The sequence below is a fragment of the Lacticaseibacillus zeae DSM 20178 = KCTC 3804 genome (assembly GCF_000260435.1).
Taxonomy (GTDB): domain Bacteria; phylum Bacillota; class Bacilli; order Lactobacillales; family Lactobacillaceae; genus Lacticaseibacillus; species Lacticaseibacillus zeae.
This window is the reverse complement of the sequence record NZ_BACQ01000052.1, coordinates 1-23,389: the sequence shown is the minus strand read 5'-3', so window position 1 is coordinate 23,389 and position 23,389 is coordinate 1. Positions and strand designations below refer to the sequence as shown.

Genomic DNA, 23,389 nt, shown 5'->3' with positions numbered 1-23,389 from the left:
CCAAGTTCCTTACACGCAGACTCCTGCGCCGGCGAACGCGTTATGGAGAGGCAGGTTTCAAATAGCCTAAGCAAGCAAAAAAGCGCCACCAACCGAATTCGAGAACGTATATCAAGAAAGGGATGACCATGAACAAAGTTTATTTAAAGCACAAAGAAGAAGTTTTAACCGCACTGACGACGAATCGGACACATGGATTAACGAGCGCAGAGGCTGAGGCGAGATTGGCAAAGTTCGGCCCGAACGCATTGAAAGCCGCGCCAACGATTCCAGCGTGGCGTCAATTTCTACTGACACTCAAGGAACCACTTGTCATTATTTTATTTGTTGCAGTCGGCTTGGCGTTGTTGAGTGCGGCGTATGATTTTTTTGTCACCGGTAATCATGGCCACGGGATGGCGGCGATTTATGAAAGTATTGCGATCTTAATTCTTATCGGCGTCAATTCCGGCTTGGGCTACTGGCAGGCGCAATCGGCTAAAAAGTCAATGGACGCGCTACGCAATATGGCGGATCATCAGGCGCGGGTGTTACGCGATGGCATTTGGGAAGATGTGCCGGTTGCCGAGTTGGTGCCGGGTGATATCGTTCGGGTACAGACCGGCGACTTTTTGGAAGCCGATGTGCGGTGGCTGCGGGTGGCCAATTTACAAACATCCGAGGCGCACTTAACCGGTGAAGCGGAACCTGTGAGCAAGCAATCCCATGCCTTGACTGAGGAAGTCGAACTAGGCGATCAGACCAACATGGGCTTTTCCGGTTCGATGATAACTGCCGGGAACGGATATGGCGTTGTGGTTGCCACCGGGATGGAAACCGAACTCGGCAAAATCGCCAAGTTGATGAATGACGTGCAAACGCAAAAGACGCCGATCGAGCGGGTCGTTCACAGTTTGAGCAAAAAGCTGATGATCGTTGCGATCGGGATTGTTTTCCTGACGTTAGGATTGGCCTTGTTTAAAGCCTATCAGCAAACCGGTAACCTCTCTTTTGAAATACTGGCAGCGTCACTGTCCACTGCGATTGCTCTTGCCGTGGCTGCGATACCCGATGCACTGCCGGCCGTTTTGTCGATTGTCTTAACCATTGGTGCAACCAAGCTAGCCAAGAATCAAGGCTTGATTAAGTCGCTGAACTCGGTTGAAACCTTAGGCGCCACGAATTATATTGCGTCCGACAAAACCGGCACGCTGACGAAAAACGAAATGACGGTGACGCGCTTTTTTGCTAACGGCGCGCATTATGAAGTCGAAGGTAATGGTTACGACACAACCGGTGATTTTTTACCAGTAGATGAGCAGGACACCCCTGCAGTTGAGCAGTTTTTGCAGGCAGCGGTGTTAAACAACGAAGCTAATGTCACGCAAGACGAAGATGGTCGCTCCCAGCCGTTTGGTAATCCGACCGACGTGGCGTTGGTCGTGGCTGGCGCAAAAGGTGGCATTGACCGGGCGACTTTGCTGGAAAAAACCGATCAACGTGACATTGACATTTTTCGGGTATTGCCGTTTGATTCAACGCGGAAAATGATGAGCGTTGTCATTAAAGAAAACGGTCAATTCAAAGTGTTAACCAAAGGCGCGCCGGATGTTATTTTGCAGAAAACGGACCAGGTGGTGGATCATGATCAGCTGGTGCCGATTGCAGATGCGCGGGCGGACATGGAAAAAGTGATTCTGGACTTTGCCAATGATGCGTTGCGAACCATTGCAATCACGGAACGGGCCATTGACGAATCGCTGGCGTTGCACGGTGAGACGGCGGAGCTGGAGCAACATCTGACACTGCTTGGAATCGCCGGCATCATCGATCCACCACGCCCGGAAGTGAAGCGCTCGATTCAGACGTTACACGCGGCTGGGGTAAATGTCGTCATGATTACCGGCGACCACGCAGCAACTGCGCGTGCCATTGCCTATAAACTGGGAATTGTTCAGAAAAAAGATGCCCAAGTTATTGAAGGTGCCATGTTAGACAAACTGCCTGATGCAGAGTTAGATGATGTGGTCTTGGAAGCGCGGGTTTATGCGCGCGTGTCCCCGGAGCACAAGCAACGGATCGTTAAAGCTTTGCAACGGCGCGGCCAAGTGGTTGCCATGACCGGTGACGGGATCAATGATGCGCCGGCGTTGCGCGCCGCGGATATTGGCATCGCCATGGGCATCAATGGCACCGAAGTCACCAAAGATGCGGCCGATTTGATTTTGCTCGATGATAAATTTACCACCATCGAAAAGTCAGTCGCAGCTGGCCGGACAATCTTCGGAAACATTAAAAACTTTATGCGTCATGAATTGACGACCAATGTTGCGGAAGTGCTGGCGTTACTGTTAGGCGTCATCTTGATGACCGGTCCCATTGGTCACGTCAGCGTAACTACACCAACGCTGACCGCACTCATGGTTTTGTGGGTGAACATGATTTCGGACGCGTTGCCAAGCTTTGCCTTAGCGTATGATAAACCACAAGCAGACCAGATGAAGCAAAAACCGCGTGATACCAATACTTCAATTTTAAAAGGCATGGTGGGCCGCATCTTCGTTCGCGGGACCGTCATGGGCGGTACGGTGTATGTTGCATTTATCTGGGCAGCCAGTGCCGGTTTACCAGCTGCTACAGCCCAGACGATCGCGTTCCTGACACTGGTGTTTGGCCAATTGTGGCACGTCTTTGATGCCCGAAGCACGACGACTTTATACCGACGCAATCCATTTAGCAATATCAAGTTGCTTGCTGCAGTGAGTTTTGCTGCCGTGAGTTCACTATTGGTCACTACTTTACCGTTTTTTAACGTGGTGATGGGTACCCAAATGCTGACATGGCAACAATATTTGCTAGTCACTGTGCTGCCGGCTATTCCTACGCTTGTACTTTCGGGAATCAAAGAGGCTTGGTTGGCAGTGGCTGGGAAAAAATAATCTCTTTTCAAATAAACTGGTGCTGATTGCATTAAGCTGCTCATTCAAGGGGCAGCTTTTTTCGTGCGCATTGGGGCTTCTCTACCGGAAAACAGCTTATGCTGCAAGATGCGAAACGGAACCCATTTTCATATTTCTAAAAATAAAATTGACTTTTTCCAGAAAACAGCAGTATTATATAGACCGGTTGTTATAATCTGGAGGTTAGCAATGAACACACGTGAAAAGTTAGTCGCGACAGCTGCGGATCTTTTTCAGGAGGAAGGGGGCAGGGCAACAGGATTATCAAAAATTCTGGCCGTCAGCGGGACCCCGAAAGGATCACTTTATTATTATTTCCCAGAAGGCAAAGAGCAGCTAATTAAAGCCGCGATTGAGTATGCGGGTGCGCAAATTTTGGCGCGGGTTAAACAAGCACTTGACCGGGATGCGGCGCCGGAAATTGCCTTGACCGGACAGCTGGCGGAAATGGCGGAGGAGATGCAACAGCATGGTCGGCTCAGTAGCCATTCAATCAGCCTGATCGCACTAGAAACTCGCGATGATCCGAAATTGCAGGCAGCTTGCAGTGCGGTTTATACGCAACTTGAAGATTTATACACCGACAAACTGGTTTCAGCGGGGATGTCAGTGGTCCCGGCGCGGCAACTGGGACAATTCGTTCAGGCAACGATCGAAGGCACCATTATGATCGCGACTACCAAAGCGAATCCTGACTTGTTACGGCAAACCGCGGCTCACCTGTCTTACCTGATTAAACAGGCACTGACGTCTTGAAAATGCCTGCCAATTGTTGATTGATTCGAAAGTAGAAAAGGAAGTTATTCATGCAATTATCACAAACAAAAGCAATGCCACAAGCACGCGTTCATATCGCGCATCCGGCCTTGGCCATGATTGGGCTGATGATCGGGGCATTTGTCGGCATGTTTTCAGAAACATCGCTTAATATCGCCTTACCTAGTCTGATGACGGCGCTGAATGTGTCACAAGGCACGATTCAATGGCTTGTCACCGGGTATATGCTGGTCATCGGGATCTGCATGCCGATTTCCAGTCTTTTGTCCAAATGGTTTAATACGAAAAGAATTATTTTATTCGCATTAGGCGCCTTTATTCTTGGCTCCGTTGTTTCCGCGATGGGCGCCAGTTTTGCCGTTGTCTTAATCGGTCGCCTTATTCAGGGCATTGGAACCGGCTTGATTCTGCCGCTGATGTTTTCGGTAGCGATGCAGATTTTCCCGCCGTATAAACTGGGAACAGTGATGGGATTGGCAGCACCGGTGATCATGTTTGCGCCTGCGATCGGCCCGACCATTACCGGACTCATCCTGGCCAAGTTTACCTGGCATGATATTTTTTGGTTATTTGTCCCGTTCTTGGTATTGGCATTTATTTTCACCTTAACGTCAATGGAAAATGTCTATCACCAAACCAAAACACCGGTTGACTGGATCTCGATTGTTGCCTCTTCGATCGGTTTTGCCGGGATTGTCGTTGGCACAACCATGGCGAGTGATTCGGGTTGGTTATCCCTCACAGTAGCGGTTTCACTGCTGATCGGTATTGCCGGTTTGGCGTTTTATACCCGGCGACAGTTGACGTTGAAAAAACCGATGTTGAACTTGCGGGTCTTCGCCAATAAACAGTTTACGGTTGGTACCTTACTGGTCATGCTGGATTTTGGCGTGATTCTGGCTTCGATGTATTTGTTGCCGATGTACCTGCAGCGCGTTATTGGCCTACCAGTCGCGATGACTGGTCTCGTGATGTTGCCAGGCGGGATTGTCAACGCCGCGGTTTCAGCGATTGCCGGCCGGATGTATGACAGTCATGGGGCGAAGTGGTTAGCCCGTGGCGGATTTGTGATTGCCATTCTCGGGATCCTGATATTGCTCAGCAGTGGGGCGCAAAGTCCGCTTTGGTGGATCATTTTGGGACATGTGACCTTAATGATTGGGGCGCCGCTTGCGATGTCCCCAGCGCAGACGTATGGGTTGAACAGTTTGAGCGGCGCCGAAAGTGCAGATGGCAGCGCCTTGCTGAACACCTTGCAGCAAATTGTCGGTGCAGTTTCAACGGCGGTTGCCACAAGCATGCTCGCCTTGGGTTCCGCTCAAGCAGCCGGACAATCAGGACTGACAATCGGCTCGCACTATGGTTTCGTGTTTGTCTTAATCCTTGCGGTGGTTGGTCTGATCGTTGCCTTCCAAGTTAAAAAGCCCCAAGTGAGTCGCGATCTTTAGTTTCATAAAAGCATTTAAGAGTTCCGGTAAGTGATTGCGAAAACAGTCGCCCTTACCGGAACTTTTTTACTATCAAGTCAACATGTTGTGAAGAGTGCTATGTCTAAAGGCTTCAAAAAATGTGTCCACCGCTAAGCATTGTCCGTGACTAATTTGTATACCATCTGTTATGCTTACTTCGTTGTTAGTAGACAGCGTCATAAGGAGGTCGATGTTTTGAAGAATCCATATGATTTTGATGTCTTGTACTTAGGTAGTGGGCATGGCGCGTTTGACGGGGCCGGCCCATTGGCAGCTTCGGGAAAAAAAGTTGCGGTGGTTGAAGGTGACATGATCGGCGGCACCTGCCCGAATTATGGGTGTAACGCGAAAATCACGCTTGATACGCCGGTGGTTTTGCAGCGGTTGGCAGAACGGATGCAGGGTGTTGTGTCTGGCAATATCAAGATCAACTGGTCGGCATTAGTGGCCCATAAACAAGCCGTGATTAAGCCGTTACCGAATGCTATTGGTACGGGATTAACCCAAAACGGCGTGACGATCATCCATGGCTATGGGAAATTTCAGGACGCGCACACGATTGTTGTTGGTGAAAAGACTTATACCGCTGACAAAATTGTCATTGCGACTGGCCAGCGCCCGCATCGCATCGATGTTCCGGGGACCGATTTAGCCCATGACAGTCGGGCCTTCATGGATCTGGACGTCTTGCCGAAGCGAATCGGCATTTTGGGATCTGGCTATATCAGTATGGAATTTGCGACGATTGCCAATGCGGCAGGCGCCGATGTCCATGTGTTGATGCATCATGATCGTGCTTTGCGGGAATTCCACCAGCCGTTTGTCGAAGATGTGATGGCCGACATGACGAAACGGGGCATTCAATTCACGCCGAACGCGGCGGTGACGGCGCTTGAGAAGACCGCTGATGGCATTGTGATTCATTATGGCGACAAGGGACAGTTAGTTGTCGATTGGGTGCTGGATGCAACCGGCCGAATCCCGAATGTTGAGCAACTGGGGTTAGAAAATGTCGGCGTCAAGTTTAACCAGCACGGGATTCTTGTGGACGACTATCTGCGAACCAATGTGGCCAATATTTATGCATCGGGCGATGTTTTAGACAAACCGCAACCGAAATTAACACCAACGGCCACGTTTGAGTCCTATTACCTTTACAAGTTGTTGAGTGGCCAAACGAGTGCGCCGATTGATTATCCGGCGATTCCGTCGACGGTTTACACCTCGCCAAGAATTGCCAAAGTCGGTGTGGCACCGGAAGCTGTCAAAGATGATACTTACAAGGTCGTGCACAATCACATTCCTGATGACTGGTATCACCAAACCGATCAGGAAACGGTGGGTGATAGCCTTTTGGTGTTCGATCAGGAACATCATCTTGTCGGCGCCACGGAGTACAGTGCTCAGGCCGAAGACGCAATCAACACGTTATTGCCGGCGATTGTCTACCATCTGAGTCGCGATCAGATGTGGCAAATGGCGCATATTTTCCCGGCTGAGGGTGCAGCAGCATGGCATAAGATTCGGTGATGTAAATAGTTTCTTGCCATGCCAAACTCCGCAATCTCCGGCCATCTGGGGCTGGAACGGGGTGGGCACGACTTAGAGCCTCTGCAAAAGCGGCAGAGTCTCTAAGATCGGCCTTGTTGTAGGCGGGGCAAAAGGCGCCCCACCAACAACAATTCCACCCCTGAGCCCCATCTGGCCTCCGATTGCTCCGCCTTGGCACTCATATCTTAATAACGCCAACGAATTATTCTAGAGAAAACAAAGTGGGCATACTCTCCGTCTATCATTTTTGGAAGTATGCTCACTTTTATATTGTGGCTGTTAATTATGTTTCAGACTTTTGGTCGCAACAAATCATATTTTCGGTTCCTAGTATACTGGATCGCAACTTAGGCGTAGGGCCGCAGCGTTAGAGATTCGGATCCATTTTGAAAGTCAGCTTCGATAAGCCGGTTCCCATCGTGATCAGCTTAAACAACAACTCGCGGGTGGCGTTGTTGTAATGTTGCGCAATCAGATGGTTTTGCTCGGTGAGATATTGGGTTAGATCCGAGCCGCTTATTTTGGCGGTGGCGGCGTCGACTTCGGCGATTTTGCGGCGGGCCCATTCGTTGAGCTCTTTTTGGTAGGCTAAGTCGTCTTCGATAAAATCGGCGTAATGGGACTCGACGACCATCGCTAGCGCTTCGTAAAGCCAGTATGCGGCGTTGAGATCCATTTTGGCCGGTAGCTCGTGGTAACTTTCATCGGTGTCATTGGCGTCGGTGAAGAAAGGAACATGTGGGCAGAAGGCGGGGATGCCAAAGCCGACCCACTGGACACCGGCAGCGGGGTGCTGATCGGCCGGACGCATTTGCAGAATGTGAGAGTTGGCGGTGCGGGATAGCGAAATGGCGCGATATGTTTTGCGGTCATGTTCGCTGCCGCTTCCTAATGGGTCGAACTGGGTTTCATTGAAGTGTGATTTGAGTACATATTGAATATCCTCAATCGAAATCTTGCGGTTGGCTTTGCGGATAAAAGGCAACTCCGGCGATTCCGGATCTTGGATAGTTTCGGGATTGAGGTAGCGTTGGGCGAACCAAACCCGCGGCGTGTTGTAATGATGATCTTTCTCGGTATCGGTGCCGAAGATGTGGCGGAAGTTCCATTGATCAGCATCAGGATTCAAGTTATGACGATCAACAAAATCCTGGATGCCGTCTGCCCACATGTAGTTGTCAGGATCGTTGAAATCGATCGTTTGAATGGCAACCTGATTGGCCGCAACCGCATAACAATCGTCGGGGATGCGGACGGCGACCCATTGATGGCCGGTCACGATTTCCATGTACCAGACTTCGTTTTGATCGTTAAACTGCACGCCGTTGCCTTCAGCCGATCCATATTGTTTCACGAGATCACCGAGATACCGGACGCCTTCGCGCGCACTGTTGATAAAAGGCAGGACTAGGGTCGTCATGGAATCCTCGGCTAAGCCATTTTTGACAAAGGGATCATAGGCGAGAACGCGTTCATTGGCATAAACACTTTCGGTGGCACTTTCGCCGACGTTTTTCTCGTTAAAGCCGTCTTCTTCGTTAGGGCCGGCACTTTGATCGGCATCAGGCGTTGCGGTGTAGCGGTAGCCGGTTTCCGGTAAAGGGACCGTTAATTGATTGTAGGGTGAGACATAAGTTTTTTTGCGTCCAGTGACGGCTGGCTGGACAATGAAGCGCTTGGGATAGATGGCAACAAGCCGATCTTCGTTGCGGGAGATATAAGTGGCACCGTCAAGTGAAGCTTTTTTGCCGACCATCATTGAAGTACAAGCAGACATTTCGATTCGATCAATCATTTTATTTTCCTCCATTTTTATGAGTGAGCGTGAACCGGCGCGCTTAGGGGTCGGAGTGTAAGCGGCCTTGGGCGTGATGGCCCGAACTTAGGCCATTGCGACCAAGGTCCTTACACGCAGACCCCTGCGCCGGTGAACGCGTTAATGTGAGCGTGAACCGGCGCGGTTAGAAGCCGGAGTATAAGTGGCCATCGCGACCAAGGTCCTTATACGCAGGCTTTTGCGCCGGCGAATGTGCTATAGAAAGTTTGGGTTGTGATCCAGCCGTTGAATTAAATGGTCCTTTTCAGCAATTTGATTGAGATAAAGGGCTAACCGCGCGTCACGCTGATCGTCGGCTTCTGGGAATTTCTGGGCGAGTTCTTTGCCAATCATGGCGGCGGTTCGGCGGCCATTGATTTTGCTAAAAACGAAGCTGCCATAAGCATCGAGGTGCAGGTAGCTGACTTCGGGAATTTTCATGTGCAGTACTTTCCGGCAAAACCGCTGAATGGGGTGGTTCTGCGGTCGGATAATGGTGACTTGGCCATTCTTTTTGGTGTACTGCACCCGCGGATTTTTTCGGTAAATGACCGTGGTGAGCATGTCAGTCTTTGTCATTGTCTAAACGCCTCCTACTCAGCTTGCTTCTTGGCTGCAGGGTGTTTGATGACCATTAATGGCACGATAATCGCTGCTGCCATGATGATCAGCAACACGACGGCCATGGCGTTGCTGCCGGCAAAACCAGCAGGAACCCGGTTTTGCAAGACACCGGTGACGTGTAAAATGATGCCGATTAAACCGATGATGGAACCGCCGGCAATCAGGCCGCTAGAAAGAGAGACCCCAGCGGATAGGCGCGTTTCGCGAAGCTCCTTGTTTTGCGTGGTTTTTTGGATGAAAAGCTTTAACAACGCACCGACCAGAATAATCGAAGTCGTGGAAATCGGTAGATAGAATCCTAGGGCAACGGTCATGATCGGCAGATTCAGCATCCAGCAAACAAGCGCCATGATGATGCCGACAATGATCATGATCCATGGCAGGTTACCCGATAAAATGCCCGTGGTCAGCGTGGCAATGAGGTTCGCTTGCGGCAGACCGAATGGCGGATCGGCACTTTTAACGGCCAGTTGCGGGGAGAGGATTACCGTAGTGCCGACAACAACGACGACACCGATGAGTGCGGCGAGAAGAAAATACTTCATCATTTCGGAGCGTCGACCGCCGACAAGATAATTGACTTTTTGGGTTTGCATATAGGCACCACCGACAGAAATCGCGGTGACAATGAAGACGCCGAACAACAGGAGAGTTTCGTTGTGGGTATTGGACGTCCAGCCCATCAGCGCAAACACCAGCGTCATGACAACCAGACTAGCGATGGTCATACCGGAAACCGGCGCATTCGAGCAGCCGATCGTACCGGCGAGCCGTGCCGAAACGATGACAAACAGCAAGGCCAAGACAAGCGACATAATGCCAGCCAAGATGGTAATCACCATGTTGCCGGTCAGAAAAGCACCGACGATGAAGATTGCGATGGTGGCAACCAAAAGCGCCATGATGCCCAGTGAATTCTTTTCTTCGCCACTGTTATTGCGGGCGTTGAGCGTTTTCTTGATGGATGTTACGATAACCGGAATTAACTTGATGGCGCCGATAATCCCGCCGCAGAGCATCATGCCGGCACCGATATATTTGGTATAGGAACCGGCCACGGTATCGATGTTCATCTGCGACATCAACATGTGGACGTCGTTCCAGACATGGGCGTGGCCGCCAGCCATCTGCGTGAAGTAAGCAATTAATGGCGTGATCGCAAAGTTAGCCAGTATCGAACCAGCAAACATGGTTAAGGACACATCCAAACCAACAACAAAGCCAATGCCGGCCAACATCGGATTGACTTCGGTCGAAATTTTCCAGCGGTATGATGTACTACCCACAAACGTCATCACACTGTTGACCCACCCAAAAACCTGCGTGGTGAGCAACGTGATCACGCCGCCAATGCCAAAACCGATGCCCATATGTTTCAGCGCGTCGCCACCGGCTTCACTGGCATCCAGCGCTTCGGAAATGGCAGTCGATTCCGGATACATGAGTTTACCGTCTTCTTCAACTAACAAATAATTCTCAACAAGGCTGGCCATGCCGACTGCGAATAAAACGGCCAGCGCACCGACGGCAATGCCGGCAAAAAAGTTAACCCGGCCGCCAATGATGATAATGGCTGGCAAGACATAAATCATCCCGCTGGCTATCGATTCACCGCCTGAACTCATCCCCTGGAGCAGATTCTTGCCAAAAAGTCCTTTTTTCTTGGCGAAAACGCCGACCAATCCTGATCCGATAATTGATCCGGGAATTCCGGCGGCAACGGTCAAGCCAGCCTTCATGCCTGAATAAGCTGTAGAAGCAGCAAAGATGGTCGCCAAAACGGCACCGATGATGAAAATAGCCGTGCTTCCGCCGCTATTTTCCTGTGTGCGTTCCGTGGCATACGGTACATATTTCGTCTTGGCCGCGGTTCGCTTCGAGATCGTCTTTTCCATTGTGTTACCCCCAATTAATGCGTGTTCTGGCGCCACAACATTTGCCCATTAGCCGTGATGAAAAGTTTTCCTTTCAGTCCGAGGCTAATTTTTGACAGACGGTTGCTGGCACCTTGACAAAAACATTAGCCGACAAAATGGCCGGTTGGATCATGGTCAAAGAAATGTTCAATATTTTGGGCGACTCGTTCCAAATCAACATTGCCGCCTGATACCAAAGCGACCACTTTTTTGTCAGTGAGCCATTTGGCAGCGATTTTGTGGGCTTCGAGCGCAGCGGTTGGCAACGCGCCCGCTCCCTCGGCAACGGTTTTAGCGCGTTGTAGGAGATCCTTCATGGCTTCAGCAATTTCTTCTTCCGAAACCAATACCATCTCGTCGACGAGATCGCTTGCGAGGCCAAAAGTGATATTACCGGGCATTGCCACGGCTGTTCCATCGGCCAATGTCGAGCCAGCGCACTGCCGCGTCAGGTGACCGGCTTGCAAGGAAGCAGTCATGCCGTGAACGTTTTCGGATTGCACCCCAATGATGTGAATCTGCGGATGGGCATGCTTGAGCGCAACGGCGATGCCAGAGATTAGACCGCCGCCACCAACTGGCACAATGACGGTATCGATGGTAGGAAGTTGCGTCAAAAGCTCCAGACCAATTGAGCCTTGGCCGGCAATGACGAGCGGATCGTTATAGGGATCGACAATCGTGAGGCCGTCAGCGGTCGCCTTTTTTTCCATAAAAGCGCGCGCTTCATCAAATGTTTGGCCAGCCAGGATCACGCGGGCACCATAGCCGCTGGTTGCCTGCTGTTTGGCGAGCGGTGCGGTTTCCGGCATCACGATGGTGGCGTTGATCCCCAATAAATGTGCGGTTAATGCAACACCTTGGGCATGATTACCAGCGCTGGCGGTGATGACGCCTCGCTGTTTTTCGCTATCGGTGAGGTGGTGGATCTTGTTGTAGGCGCCGCGAAACTTGAATGAGCCGGTCAACTGCATATTCTCAAGTTTGAGATAAACATCGCCGTGTGTGACGGTGCGACTGAGAAACATGGATTGGATCAGCGGCGTCACACGGCCGACCTTGTGAATGAGCTGACTTGCTTCCCGAATATCTTTTATCGTGACGGGTGAGGTCATCGTTAGCATCAAAACCACCTCCTAATTTCTGACCAGTACTTCTGTCAACGGTGTGAAAGGTAGTGACAACGAGTTGGCAAGGCTTTGATTCGTGATCTTGCCATGGTAAAGATTGACGCCGGATGCCAAGGCAGGATCCGTCGCAATTGCCTGGTCAATACCCTGAGTCGCAATCGCCAATAGGTAAGGGATGTTCCCACTTGCCAGCGCCAGCGTTGCAGTTCGTGGCACCGCACCGGGCTGATTCGGAACAGCGTAATGGATGACGCCGTATTTGGTAAACACCGGTGCCTCAATCGTTGTCGGCGCATCAATAGTTTCAACTGTGCCACCCTGATCAATGGCAACATCAACCAAGACGCTACCCGGTTTCATGGACTGAACCATCGCCGTTGTCACAAGCTTGGGTGGTTTAGCCCCCGGAATCAAAATCGTCGAGATGAACACGTCGGCCGTTTTAATCGCAGCGACAAGGTTTTCCGGTGTGGAAGCCAATACAGTCAGGTCTTGCCCAGCAAACTTTTGCTCAAGCCATGTGCGCCGCTCTGGCTTTAATTCGATAATGGTGACGTGGCAACCCATGGCCAACGCTAGGGTAGCCGCATTGAACGCTGCCGTGCCGCCGCCAAAAATCACGACAGTACCAGCTGCTACTTCTGGCGTGCCCGGTAGCAAAATACCTTCGCCGCCATGTTGTGCTTCAAGATAATAGGCCCCCATGATCACTGAACGCCGCCCGGCAATCGCACTCATCGGCTTTAGCAAAACCAGTTCACCGTTTTTGACAATCGTCTCGCCGCCAATCGCCGTGACGCCAGCAGCTTGCATGGCGTGGACGGTTTCCGGCGCAGATGCTAAGTGCTGAAAACCCCAAATCACCTGACCGGACTTGAAATACTGATACTCTTCAGCATCCGGTTCCTTCACCTTAACCACCAAGTCGGCATCCCAGCTGGCCGCATGGCTGACTAACTTACCGCCAGCGGCTTCATAATCCGCATCCGCAAATCCGGCCCCGATCCCCGCAGCATGTTCAACCCAAACCTCTGCGCCGGCCGCGGTCAATTTCTTCACATTGGCAGGCGTTACAGCAACCCGGCCTTCGCCAGCCTTTTGCTCTTTAACAACCCCAACACGCATGTTGATCCTTCCTTTCTCTTACACTCATATGTTAAATACTTCACAGTTGTCAAAACAACAGCTATGTGACAACTCTCACAAAACAAATGTTAGCGCTTACGAATTTCCGCGGAGAATCTCATGGATCACTTAATTGGGATTTTGAGAAGTGCTCATAAAAGAACAGGAAATAAGGGTAATGTTTGCTAAATGTAGTGTTGATATTAAGCAGGAAAGTAAGAGACCTTGATGACTAATAACTTTAATTGATATTGAAGTAATTTAAAGTGAGGCAAGGGTGGCAAAATGAGACAGCAATATGATGACATTTAAAACGGAAAGAAGACGGAGATATGAAATTCAAGTATATTGTGAATGCTTGAATAAATGAAAACAGCTATCACGTGCCGATTTTATTTTCAATCTTGAAAAGACACTTGTTTACAAATGTTGAACCATTCTCATAATGTTCTTTTGACTCGTTTTTAGGTTTTATAAGTGCTCATCTACAAAGCCCCGTTTAAAATGCCGCGTGGATGCAAGCATCAAAAAAGTACCGGTGTCTCCACTGAAATCGGAGATCTCGGTACTTTTGGAAAAGGCGGCAGTTTGTCAATAATATTGAAACATTAAAATTCTCTTTTGTCGTACAGCACAGTGCTTATCCACCAAGAGAATGCAAACAGAAGTACTAGAACAACGGCCATTAACCCAAGCCATGGGCGCATCGAAGTTAAGGTGAGGTTCAGACTTCTTTCCAGGAAAATGACGATGACCAAAACTAATGTGACAGGCAAATAGGCGGCAAGTGGTGCTCGTTGGTAACCTAAGAAGATCATGATCGGGAACGATAACATTATTTGAAACAAGACGAGACCGGTCCCGAAAAGTAGTATCCCCCAAAAGGATTGAGCGTCGCGAACAGGATTGAATCGAGCTATGGTGCCAACGCCAATAATTAACATGGCTAATCCATCAATCAGAATGGTAACGATTAAGCCAAAGAGATAATGACTTGCGACAATCGTATGACGCTGAATCGGCAGCATTGCATATAACTTTTCCAAGCCACTGCGGTCAGTGCTGATAAATGGCAAGATCAGAATACCAATGCTGGCGCCAATAATGCCTCCAGCTAGTGGCGTGGACAAGTCACCGTTTAAAAAAACCAGTCCCAATGTGATGACTAGGGCGAGCATCGACCCCCACCGATATCGACTGTTACCAGCAAACAACGAACTCAAATCCAAGCTGACAAGTTTAACAAGATCATGCATGCGGCCGACCTCCTTTACCAAAAGCAATCATCAAGGACTCCAAGTCAACTGGTTCCTGAACGATGCTGGCTGGCAAAGTAGCTATCTGATCGGTAGGCCAGATACCAGCAAAACCGACCACGCTGCGTTGAAGGCCGATAATATTAGCTTGAATGGCCGGCGTTAAGTCATTAGGCCCGCCTTTAATCATGACATACCGGTCGAGTAGTTCGTCTAGTGAACCGGTAAAGGTGACTTTACCCGCTAATAAATAAGTGACATAGTCCGCCACCTTCGCCAGCTCAAGGACATCGTGAGTCGAGATCAGAACACTTCGTTGCCCATCACTAATGAAATCCTGCAAAATGCCGATTAATTCATCGCGAGCAATCGGATCCAGGCCCGAAGTCGGCTCATCTAGAATCAGTAAGCGAGGATGATGAGCGAAGGCTGCTGCTAATTGGAGTTTGATTTTGGCACCCGTGGATAAATCACGATATTTGGGTTTGGTAGGAATCGCAAAATCTTGGAGGAGTTCCTTAAACTTGTCTGGGTCCCAACTGGGAAAGAAAGGACCGACGTAACGACTCACGGTTTCTGCGCGCCATGAATCAGGATAAACCGGACCGTCTAAAACGATCCCGATTTGATCCCGAACGGATTCCCGGCCTTGCGGTGTTGTCTGACCAAGTAATTCAATCTGGCCGGTATCCGGACGAATCATATCCAGAATGGCTTTGATGGTCGTTGTTTTCCCCGCACCATTGGGACCGATGAACCCCATGATATAACCGGCAGGAAGCTGAAAGCTAACATCGGCCAGCTGAAATTCTGCATATTGTTTGTTCAGATTTGTGACGGTAAGTAAATCAGCGCCCATGATCGGTCTCCTCTGCTTGTAATAAGGTATCCAGCATGGTGTGTAGCTCGCTGGGGGCAATATGCGCCATGTTGGCAGTATCAATTGCCTGATTGAGTGAAGCTTCAATATCTCGTAGGGCATTTTCCCGAACCAGCGCACTGTCTTGGCCTAATACATAAGCACCTTTTCCTTGGACATTGGTGATAAAGCCGGCTGCCTCAAGTTCGTGATAAGCCCGCGTGGTGGTGATGACGCTGATACGCAAATCCCGTGCAAGGCTGCGAATGGATGGCAATTGCTCATTGACTTTTAACTGACCAGAAAGGATCGCGGCTTTAACCTGATCTTCGATTTGCTCATAGATCGGTTTGCCCGATTGATTTGAGATGACGATCCGCATGGCTGACCTCGTTTCATGACTTGATCGGATTATTTTTGCGGGCGGTCCGTTGCAACTGCAGCGAGCGCTTGAACGCTTTTAAAATGCCGCCATCAGAATAGCTTAACACATTCGTCTGATAAAGCTTGACTGTCAGCCAGGTGAAGATGATTAAAAAGATCAGATTAATGCCGAATGCCGACCATGCAGCGAGCGCACTAACCTGGCCCGCGCCAAGGCGTACCGGCATCATCATGGTCGAAAGAAACGGGACGTAGCTGGCGATATTAAGGATAGGCAAGGTGCCGGAACTAACAATTAAGGCACCGAAGTAACCAACCATACCAAGCATCACAATTGGCGTTGTTGCCTGGCCAATCTGTTCCTGATTTGCGACCAGTGAACCGGTGAGTGCAGCTAAGACGGTATACGTCAGCGTGCCCACAAAGAAGAAGGCAAGACTGAAAATCAGCATGTTCGGGGTAATACTACTTAGGTTCATTTGACCGATCAGTGAAGACAGCGGGTTTGAAGGCAACTGGCGCAAGATGACCATGCTGGCGAGTCCCACCACTGCGTAAATTGCGATTTGCGTTGCCATTAACGCCAAGATTCCCAGTAACTTACCGAAAAATTGTGCTTGCGGCGTAATGGCCGTTAAAATCGATTCTTCAATTCGCGAGCCTTTTTCAGTGCCGATTTCCTGGGCCATCATGGAAGCGTAGCTAATCACGAACGTATAAATCAAGAGACCGACAATAAATCCGGCTGCCGAGCCTGATGCCTGGCTCTTGGCGGAGCGGGTCACCAACTTGCCGTTATCAACTGTGACATTGTTAGTGGTGAACTTCGGTGTGGCAAAAAGCTGCTGCAGCTGGGCAGGCGTTAGGTTCAGCTGCGTTGCGACTTCCTTGGTGTGTGCCTGGGCAAGGATCGTTTGCAACTGGTTACGATCAATACTTTCCCCGTCCGTCCGTTTCATTAGGCTGGCTTCCAAGGTCGGATGGTTGGTGATGGTTAACACCCCGTCAAGTTTTTCAGCGGCTAAGGCACTTTTGGCTGCGCTGGGGGTCTTGTAACTGATGTATTTTTGATCGTCATTGCTGTTGGCTTTAAAAGTCTGTGTCAGCGCAGGACTGGACGTTACCACGCCGATACGGGTCGTTTGGTTGGTTTGGTTCATAAGCCAGAAAACGCCGCCAAAAACTGCTGCCAGAACTAACGGACCAAGAACGATCCAGAGCCAGGTTTTACTTTTGAGATTTTTGAAGAAAACTTGACGGAAAATAACATCCATTTTTTTCATGGCTTAGGCCTCGACTTTCATGCGGAAAATTTCGTCTAGAGAAGGTGCTTGTTGGCTAAACTCGGGAATGTAACCTTGATGGGTTGCAGCGGCGAAAATATCGCGGCCAACCTGCGGATCATTGAGCTTCACCAAGAAGCCGCGCGATTGCGGGGTGACAGACACAACGCCCGGGAATGCTTGGAGTTCTTGCTGCGTCAGAGGCGACTGGATGTGTAGTCGGGTTTGGCCAAATTGTTCGCGAATGGCGTCAAGTTTGCCGGATAAGACGACTTCACCATTTTTTAACATGACTAGTTGATCCGAAATGGCCTCAACATTGCCCATATCATGACTTGAATAAATAATGGCACTCCCGGCATCCCGCAACCGCCGAATCCCGGCTTCGAGTAAGCTAGCGTTCACGGGGTCCAATCCTGAGAATGGTTCGTCCAAAATGATGAACTTCGGCATGTGAATCATGGCAGCAATGAGTTGGACCTTTTGCTGGTTACCTTTGGACAGGTCTTTAATGAGATCGCTTGATTTACCCTTGACCTGAAACTGATCTAGCCATTGATCGAGGTTAGCCATTGCTTCGGCACGCTTCATGCCGTGCAGTTCGGCGAAGAAGCTAATCTGATCAGCCACTGTCATTTTGGATAAAGCCCGCGTTCCTCAGGGAGATAGCCGATCATTTCCCTGTTGAGTTGCGTCAGAGGCCGATCTTGCCAGGTCACCGTGCCGCTATCTGGCTGCAATAAATTTAGCAGCATTCGAAAAGTGGTCGTTTTGCCGGCTCCGTTTTGACCGATCAGACCCAGGATTTCCCCTGGGCGAACGGACAGTGAAACGTTGCGAACGGCTGTTGTTTTGCCAAAATGTTTGGTTAAGTTCGTGACAGTGAGCATGGCGCGCATCTCCTTTAATGTGTCTATACTGTATATGTATGATATGCACAGTATAGGCAGTGGGGTGATAAAATGCAAGCTCTTATTAGTTTTGATACAAAAATATCCCCAAAAGCTGAGACTCCACTTTTGGGGACAGGTTTATTTAGGCGAAAATCATTGACACTTGGTTAGCGGAGGCCGTGAATCACTATTCAGCCTGCTGTGCCGCATGCGATAGTGACATAACATCACGGACAATCATCAGTTCTTCATTAGTCGGAATGACCAGCGTTTTAACTCGGGCACCTGAAGCAGTGATGTCGCCGGCCTGATGGCAAGTTTGCTCATTGCGTTGCAGGTCAATGCGGGCGCCAAGATAATCGAGTGATTGCATGACCCGAGCGCGAACGGCACTGCTGTGTTCGCCAATGCCGGCAGTGAAGACCAGCGTATCAACGCCGTCCATCAAAGCAGCATAAGCACCGACATATTTGACGATGCGATTGACAAAAATATCCAGTGCAAGTTTGGCGCGGGGATGTTGTGGTGCCGCTTCTTCAAGATCGCGCACGTCATGGCTGATGCCGGAAATACCACGCAGGCCAGATTGGGTATTCAGAATGTCAATCATTTGATCAACATCGGTAATGACCAATTTTTTCATCAGGTAGGCGATCAGCGAAACATCAACGTCGCCGGAGCGGGTGCCCATCGTGACGCCGGAGACCGGAGTGAAGCCCATTGACGTATCGATGGATTTTCCATTTTCAATGGCGGTAATGCTGGAACCGGCGCCAAGGTGCATGACAATCATGCGCATTGATTCAAGCGGCTTGCCAAGCATTTTGGCTGCATGGGCACTGACATAGCGAACACTGGTACCATGCGCGCCGTATTTGCGAACGCCGAATTTTTGATAGTATTCGTAAGGAATGCTGTAGAGATAATTAACGGGTTTCATGGTTTGATGGAAGGACGTGTCAAAAACGGCCACTTCAAGCGCCCAAGGCATCATGGTGCGGAAAATCTCGATGCAATCCGCTTCGACCGGGTTATGCAACGGCGCATAATCGCGCAAGGCCCGAATCTGTGCCAGCACCCGGTTATCAATCACAATTGGTGCGGAAAATAGTTCGCCACCAGCCACAACTCGGTGACCGATGCCGGTAATTTCATTAAGGTGATGCACGAGGCCAAGCAATTGAAGGTCGGCAAGGGTGTTTGCGACCGCTTCTCGGTAATTGTGGATAGGGGTCGTGCTTTCATATACTTGATCAGTGCCATACTTAATTTTAACAGTAGAGTTTCGTAAAATATCAGTCGCGCCTTCTGCAAGTTGGCGTTCACTTGGCATGTCAAACAGTTTCCATTTAAGGGATGAGCTGCCGGCATTGATAGAGAGGATTTTTACCATGTTTGATCACTCTTTCACGATTGCTATATCAGTATCATACCACTGAACGGGGGTTATGTTTGTGAAATATTATGCAAATTTGTTTTTTAGATACATCTTAGTTTCATATCACATGTTTAAAAAGACTAAATAATGAGCTGCAACCCATCCCAAAAGTGTCTCTCAACCTTGGCGGGTTACAGCTCATTTTCTGTTTTAATGGTCAATTTTTAAAATTGGCTAGGCATCAATGTTGGCATGGCCGATCCAAAAGTACAACGCAGCCGGCGAAGACTTAATGCTTTTTGAAAACTTGGATACGGTGTCCGGTGCTCGGCGAGATGTCGCTGCCGCAACCACTAATGACTCCGCTTCAACATTTGCTGGGTCAGTTTGACTAACGCCGATTTAGTGGCTGATGTCGGGAAAGGTGCCAGTGCCGCAACAGCACGATTGGTATAAGTAGCCGCCATTTGTTGGGCGTGCGGCAGGCCATGGGTGCGCACGATCGCGGCAATTTTCTCCGCATTGGCCGCAATGTGGGCGGCATCTTGGGTTAGCGGCGCCAGTTGATCCGGAACGATCTGGTAGGCATAGATTAATGGCAGCGTGACGATACCATTATGTAGGTCTTCAAGAGCCGGTTTGTTGAGCGTTGAGCTTGTCTGCGTGTAATCCAACAAGTCGTCGATCATCTGAAAAGCCATGCCGAGTTGTCGGCCAAAGCGATAGGCGGCCTTTTTTTGCTCTAGCGACAGATGGCCGATGACGGCGCCTGTGTAAGTTGATAACGCAAATAAGGCAGCAGTTTTGCCCGCAATGGCACTGAGGTAAGCATCAATGGTAGGAATCAACGGGGCGCTTGGCCCATTTTGATCCACTTCGCCCATGAAAATGCGCTTCATAATGCGGGCATTGGCGCCAAGGTCGACAACTTCCGGATTTTGTTCGCTGAGCAGTTGAAAATAAATGGCAAACAAAAAGTCGCCGGCATAGATGGCTTCGCGATTGCCGGATTCAGCTGAGACAGTTGCCATGCCCCGGCGAATATCGGCATGGTCCAAAACATCGTCATGGACAAGCGTGGCCAGATGCAGTGCCTCGATCGCCGCGCCAGCCGTCACAAGATCACCGTTGTCAGGTTGGCCGAAACGCGCTAGCATAAGCATTAGCCCGCTGCGCAACATTTTGCCGCCAGCGTTGATTTGTTGCTGAATGAGGGTATGTACTTGCGGCTCGCGCAAAACGGCGACCTGCTCCAGTCGTTGTTGGATTTGTTCGAGTTGGTGATAGACCGTGGGGAATCGGTGCCACAGGGGATGAATCATGCATTTTCTCTCTTTCCTTAAAGACATATTTACTCTACTGTACCTGATTCTTAAAAGTCAATTATTGGAGGTTGGGTTATGTCATTATCTGTATTTCTTGAGTTGGTTGAGATTAAGGCGAAAACGGCATCGGTGTTCCCGTTTCTTTTAGGGACGTTGTATGCCTGGTATCACTATCATACGTTACATATTCCAGAGTTGCTGGTCTTCTTTGTTGCGATGCTTTTATTCAACATGTCAGTCGATGCCAACGACAATTATCAGGATTATCGGCGAGCGGAGCGGACAGAAGCGTTGCATTTTCGCGAAAAGACCAACATCATTGGGGTGCATCATTTAAATCCTAGCATGATTGGCTGGATGGTGGTTGCCATGATGGCTACCAGTGCCGTTCTGGGTTTGTGGATGGTTAGTCGTACCGGGTGGCCGCTACTGGTGATGGGGTTGTTTAGCTTTGCGGTTGGTTACGGCTATGCTGGTGGGCCGCGGCCGATTTCGGCGACACCTTATGGCGAGTTTTTCTCCGGATTTACGATGGGTTTTGTGATTTTTCTGATCGCGGTTTATGTCAATGTCTTTAATGTTGCAGATTTTTCATGGTCGTTGGTTTTGTCGGTTTATCTGGCCAGCGGTTTGGCGCAGTGTGCGATTTCGGCACTGCTACTGGCGAATAATATTGCGGATCGGGAAGAAGACGAGACGCTCAAACGCCGAACGATCGTGCATTACCTCGGCCTCGACCGCAGTATCATTTTCTTCTATGGTTTGTACACGGTGGGTTTCCTGATGCTCATTGCGTCGGTACTGCTTGGTCTATTGCCAGAGCTGACGTTGCTCACCTTGATAACCATCCCATTTGTCATTAAAAATGCGCGGGGCTTTGCTGCTAATCCAGTGAAAAAACTGACCTTCCCCAATGCGATCAAGAATTTATTTGTAACGACCTTGGCCCAAGTCATCTTCCTGGCATTAGGTGTCTTTTTAAATATTTGAAGCTCACACTCGGTTCTTGAGGGGAGGCCGTCATGAGTATCACGATTCGTCCATTTGTTAAAAAAGATCTCGGTCGCTTTATTAACGCTGTAGCACCACTATTGCCGGCATCAGCGGTAAATTTTGCTTTGATCACGGATACGCACGATAAGGCTAAGTTTGCAACCACTTATTATGGGCCAACCGGTTATTGGCACGTACGCGAGCAGGGGTGGCTGAGTACCCAGTTGCCGCTTGCACTGCGGGTTCACTTAGGCGATTTGGTTGATGGGTCGGAATCGCCGTGGCTGACAAAATTGCGGTTGCGCAATATCATGGCCGATTATCGCCGCGGCCAGGTGCCGTTTCTGGTCACCAAAGGCAATCACGATGACAATGACAAGTTTGCCGAAAAGCAGCCGGGTCATCGTGGCAGCTTTTTGCCGGATGTGGCGCAGCAGCTGATTTTTGCTGCCGATGCGACTCAGCGCCAGGTTGCGGTTTCGCGTGAAGGTTTGCTTGTACAAGACTTTCCCGGACTGCGCATCATCGTTTTAAATACGGCAGATGTGCCTTTACATGACGGTCGTAAAATCTATGACGTTAAAAAGACATTGGCTGTCTCATTTGCGCAGTTGCGTGATTTTGTCTTAGCGCTAAAAGGTACCCAAAGCCGTGACGTCTTGATCATGAGCCACGCGCCGGCCATGAAGCAAAATGGGCAGCCTGCCCTGAAGTTCAACGGCCGCGCGGTGCACGAGTTGCTGCGGGCGTTCAATTTACATGCCAGTGGCTTGCTGAACACAGGCAAAACGCCTGAGTTCGGCGGGCAATTACGGTTTGATTTTACCCAAACAACTGGGAAAATCATTGCTTATCTGGCGGGGCATTACCATCTTGAAGCCGATTATCAAGTGAATGGTATTCATTATAGCTTGCAGAATACCAGTGCCTTGATGGGACGGCATCATGGGCTCACCACTAAATTCAATCGCCGTTACGACCGGCGCTTCGGGATGCCGAGTGAATATGCCGGGTATGTTGTCAGCGTTGATGGTCAGCGGCGGCTTTTGAGTCTTTATGGCTATGGGGCAGCGACTCGTGTCCGGCGGTTTGTTTACTAAATCTTTAGAAAATTTTGCCGAAAAATCTGGCCATTTCGGTTGTCAAGATAACGCTTACATGTTACACTGTATTTGAAGTTAAGGAAGAACCAAAGGTCGATGCAGGAACCGAGAATCACGATCCTTTGTCTAGCAGCACAAAGACGAACCGGCTCGAAAGTGTGTGTCGCAAAGCACGAGAAAAGCGAATAGAGCACTGGTGCAGTAAGTATCTGCGCCACTTATCGTAAGATTCATGTTCCACAAGATCCAAAGATGAACACACATGGAGGTATGAGGCTTATAAACAGACTCAGTAATCCAAGCGGGACAATGAGCTTCCCATAGATGTTCAATCGGGTGTGTCGTAGGACCACCAAACAACGCCAAGTTATCTGGCAACATCATTTCAACACTCGTCGTTCCGTACAAGTGAATAAGTTTTTTGTAGAGGTGTCGCAGTATTAGATTTATTGAAGAGGGTTTTACAATTAGCACCAGTAAATGTAACAAAACTGCTGCATCGGTCAAATCCTTAACTTAGGAGATCCAGGTTCACCTGTAGGAATCTGGGTCTCTATTTTTTTGGCTC

At 49.7% G+C, this 23,389-nt stretch carries 17 protein-coding genes and 1 pseudogene; 6 read left to right on the top strand and 12 right to left on the bottom strand.

Translation table 11 applies throughout. The annotated features are described in order from the left end of the window. Positions 1–128 precede the first annotated feature (128 nt). From GSO_RS10425 to GSO_RS10410, 4 genes are all read left to right on the top strand, one after another. Positions 129–2,918, top strand: coding sequence for a cation-translocating P-type ATPase (locus GSO_RS10425; protein WP_010491870.1), 2,790 nt, complete (start codon positions 129–131; stop codon positions 2,916–2,918). Positions 2,919–3,128: 210 nt separating this feature from the next. Continuing rightward, on the top strand, positions 3,129–3,695 hold the full coding sequence (locus GSO_RS10420; RefSeq protein ID WP_010491868.1) for a TetR/AcrR family transcriptional regulator: 567 nt from the start codon (positions 3,129–3,131) through the stop codon (positions 3,693–3,695). 50 nt (positions 3,696–3,745) lie between these two features. After that, entirely contained in the window at positions 3,746–5,164 is a 1,419-nt protein-coding gene (locus tag GSO_RS10415) for a DHA2 family efflux MFS transporter permease subunit (RefSeq protein WP_010491866.1), read from the top strand. 216 nt (positions 5,165–5,380) lie between these two features. After that, positions 5,381–6,715: a dihydrolipoyl dehydrogenase family protein gene (locus GSO_RS10410; RefSeq protein WP_010491864.1), complete on the top strand. Its 1,335-nt coding sequence runs from the start codon at positions 5,381–5,383 to the stop codon at positions 6,713–6,715. A 388-nt stretch (positions 6,716–7,103) separates the two neighbouring features. Here GSO_RS10410 and GSO_RS10405 read toward each other — a convergent pair whose 3' ends face one another. The 12 genes and pseudogenes from GSO_RS10405 to GSO_RS10345 form a co-directional block, all read right to left on the bottom strand. Further along, positions 7,104–8,531: a C69 family dipeptidase gene (locus GSO_RS10405; protein ID WP_010491862.1), complete on the bottom strand. Its 1,428-nt coding sequence runs from the start codon at positions 8,529–8,531 to the stop codon at positions 7,104–7,106. Between the two features lie 237 nt (positions 8,532–8,768). Then, positions 8,769–9,131, bottom strand: coding sequence for a PqqD family protein (locus tag GSO_RS10400; RefSeq protein ID WP_010491859.1), 363 nt, complete (start codon positions 9,129–9,131; stop codon positions 8,769–8,771). Between the two features lie 14 nt (positions 9,132–9,145). Beyond that, a complete protein-coding gene (locus tag GSO_RS10395) occupies positions 9,146–11,071 on the bottom strand; it encodes an OPT/YSL family transporter (protein WP_010491857.1) in 1,926 nt (641 codons plus the stop codon). Positions 11,072–11,196: 125 nt separating this feature from the next. Then, complete coding sequence (gene tdcB, locus GSO_RS10390; protein ID WP_010491856.1) at positions 11,197–12,216, bottom strand: bifunctional threonine ammonia-lyase/L-serine ammonia-lyase TdcB; 1,020 nt, start codon at positions 12,214–12,216, stop codon at positions 11,197–11,199. A 12-nt stretch (positions 12,217–12,228) separates the two neighbouring features. Beyond that, positions 12,229–13,347: an alanine dehydrogenase gene (ald, locus tag GSO_RS10385; RefSeq protein ID WP_010491854.1), complete on the bottom strand. Its 1,119-nt coding sequence runs from the start codon at positions 13,345–13,347 to the stop codon at positions 12,229–12,231. Positions 13,348–13,955: 608 nt separating this feature from the next. Continuing rightward, positions 13,956–14,603, bottom strand: a complete 648-nt coding sequence (locus tag GSO_RS10380) for an ABC-2 transporter permease (protein ID WP_010491852.1) — start codon at positions 14,601–14,603, stop codon at positions 13,956–13,958. Beyond that, positions 14,596–15,462, bottom strand: coding sequence for an ABC transporter ATP-binding protein (locus GSO_RS10375; protein ID WP_010491850.1), 867 nt, complete (start codon positions 15,460–15,462; stop codon positions 14,596–14,598). Before GSO_RS10375 ends, GSO_RS10380 begins: the two co-directional genes overlap by 8 nt. After that, complete coding sequence (locus tag GSO_RS10370; RefSeq protein ID WP_010491847.1) at positions 15,452–15,844, bottom strand: GntR family transcriptional regulator; 393 nt, start codon at positions 15,842–15,844, stop codon at positions 15,452–15,454. Before GSO_RS10370 ends, GSO_RS10375 begins: the two co-directional genes overlap by 11 nt. Positions 15,845–15,857: 13 nt before the next feature. Further along, on the bottom strand, positions 15,858–17,129 hold the full coding sequence (locus GSO_RS10365) for an ABC transporter permease (protein WP_010491845.1): 1,272 nt from the start codon (positions 17,127–17,129) through the stop codon (positions 15,858–15,860). 3 nt (positions 17,130–17,132) lie between these two features. Continuing rightward, a pseudogene (locus tag GSO_RS15915) lies at positions 17,133–18,019 on the bottom strand (ABC transporter ATP-binding protein). A 190-nt stretch (positions 18,020–18,209) separates the two neighbouring features. Further along, a complete protein-coding gene (locus GSO_RS10355; RefSeq protein ID WP_010491844.1) occupies positions 18,210–19,415 on the bottom strand; it encodes an acetate kinase in 1,206 nt (401 codons plus the stop codon). Between the two features lie 338 nt (positions 19,416–19,753). Beyond that, a complete protein-coding gene (locus tag GSO_RS10345; protein ID WP_010491841.1) occupies positions 19,754–20,722 on the bottom strand; it encodes a polyprenyl synthetase family protein in 969 nt (322 codons plus the stop codon). 78 nt (positions 20,723–20,800) lie between these two features. Here GSO_RS10345 and GSO_RS10340 point away from each other — a divergent pair, with 78 nt between their 5' ends. Further along, entirely contained in the window at positions 20,801–21,715 is a 915-nt protein-coding gene (locus GSO_RS10340; RefSeq protein ID WP_010491839.1) for a 1,4-dihydroxy-2-naphthoate polyprenyltransferase, read from the top strand. 32 nt (positions 21,716–21,747) lie between these two features. Next, positions 21,748–22,818, top strand: coding sequence for a metallophosphoesterase family protein (locus GSO_RS10335; protein WP_010491836.1), 1,071 nt, complete (start codon positions 21,748–21,750; stop codon positions 22,816–22,818). Positions 22,819–23,389: the final 571 nt, after the last annotated feature.

Coding starts and splice junctions, on each gene's coding strand:
- GSO_RS10425 (WP_010491870.1), top strand. CDS start 129: ATGAACAAAGTTTATTTAAAGCACAAAGAAGAAGTTTTAACCGCACTG.
- GSO_RS10420 (WP_010491868.1), top strand. CDS start 3,129: ATGAACACACGTGAAAAGTTAGTCGCGACAGCTGCGGATCTTTTTCAG.
- GSO_RS10415 (WP_010491866.1), top strand. CDS start 3,746: ATGCAATTATCACAAACAAAAGCAATGCCACAAGCACGCGTTCATATC.
- GSO_RS10405 (WP_010491862.1), bottom strand. CDS start 8,531: ATGATTGATCGAATCGAAATGTCTGCTTGTACTTCAATGATGGTCGGC.
- GSO_RS10400 (WP_010491859.1), bottom strand. CDS start 9,131: ATGACAAAGACTGACATGCTCACCACGGTCATTTACCGAAAAAATCCG.
- GSO_RS10395 (WP_010491857.1), bottom strand. CDS start 11,071: ATGGAAAAGACGATCTCGAAGCGAACCGCGGCCAAGACGAAATATGTA.
- tdcB (WP_010491856.1), bottom strand. CDS start 12,216: ATGCTAACGATGACCTCACCCGTCACGATAAAAGATATTCGGGAAGCA.
- ald (WP_010491854.1), bottom strand. CDS start 13,347: ATGCGTGTTGGGGTTGTTAAAGAGCAAAAGGCTGGCGAAGGCCGGGTT.
- GSO_RS10380 (WP_010491852.1), bottom strand. CDS start 14,603: ATGCATGATCTTGTTAAACTTGTCAGCTTGGATTTGAGTTCGTTGTTT.
- GSO_RS10375 (WP_010491850.1), bottom strand. CDS start 15,462: ATGGGCGCTGATTTACTTACCGTCACAAATCTGAACAAACAATATGCA.
- GSO_RS10370 (WP_010491847.1), bottom strand. CDS start 15,844: ATGCGGATCGTCATCTCAAATCAATCGGGCAAACCGATCTATGAGCAA.
- GSO_RS10365 (WP_010491845.1), bottom strand. CDS start 17,129: ATGAAAAAAATGGATGTTATTTTCCGTCAAGTTTTCTTCAAAAATCTC.
- GSO_RS10355 (WP_010491844.1), bottom strand. CDS start 19,415: ATGGTAAAAATCCTCTCTATCAATGCCGGCAGCTCATCCCTTAAATGG.
- GSO_RS10345 (WP_010491841.1), bottom strand. CDS start 20,722: ATGATTCATCCCCTGTGGCACCGATTCCCCACGGTCTATCACCAACTC.
- GSO_RS10340 (WP_010491839.1), top strand. CDS start 20,801: ATGTCATTATCTGTATTTCTTGAGTTGGTTGAGATTAAGGCGAAAACG.
- GSO_RS10335 (WP_010491836.1), top strand. CDS start 21,748: ATGAGTATCACGATTCGTCCATTTGTTAAAAAAGATCTCGGTCGCTTT.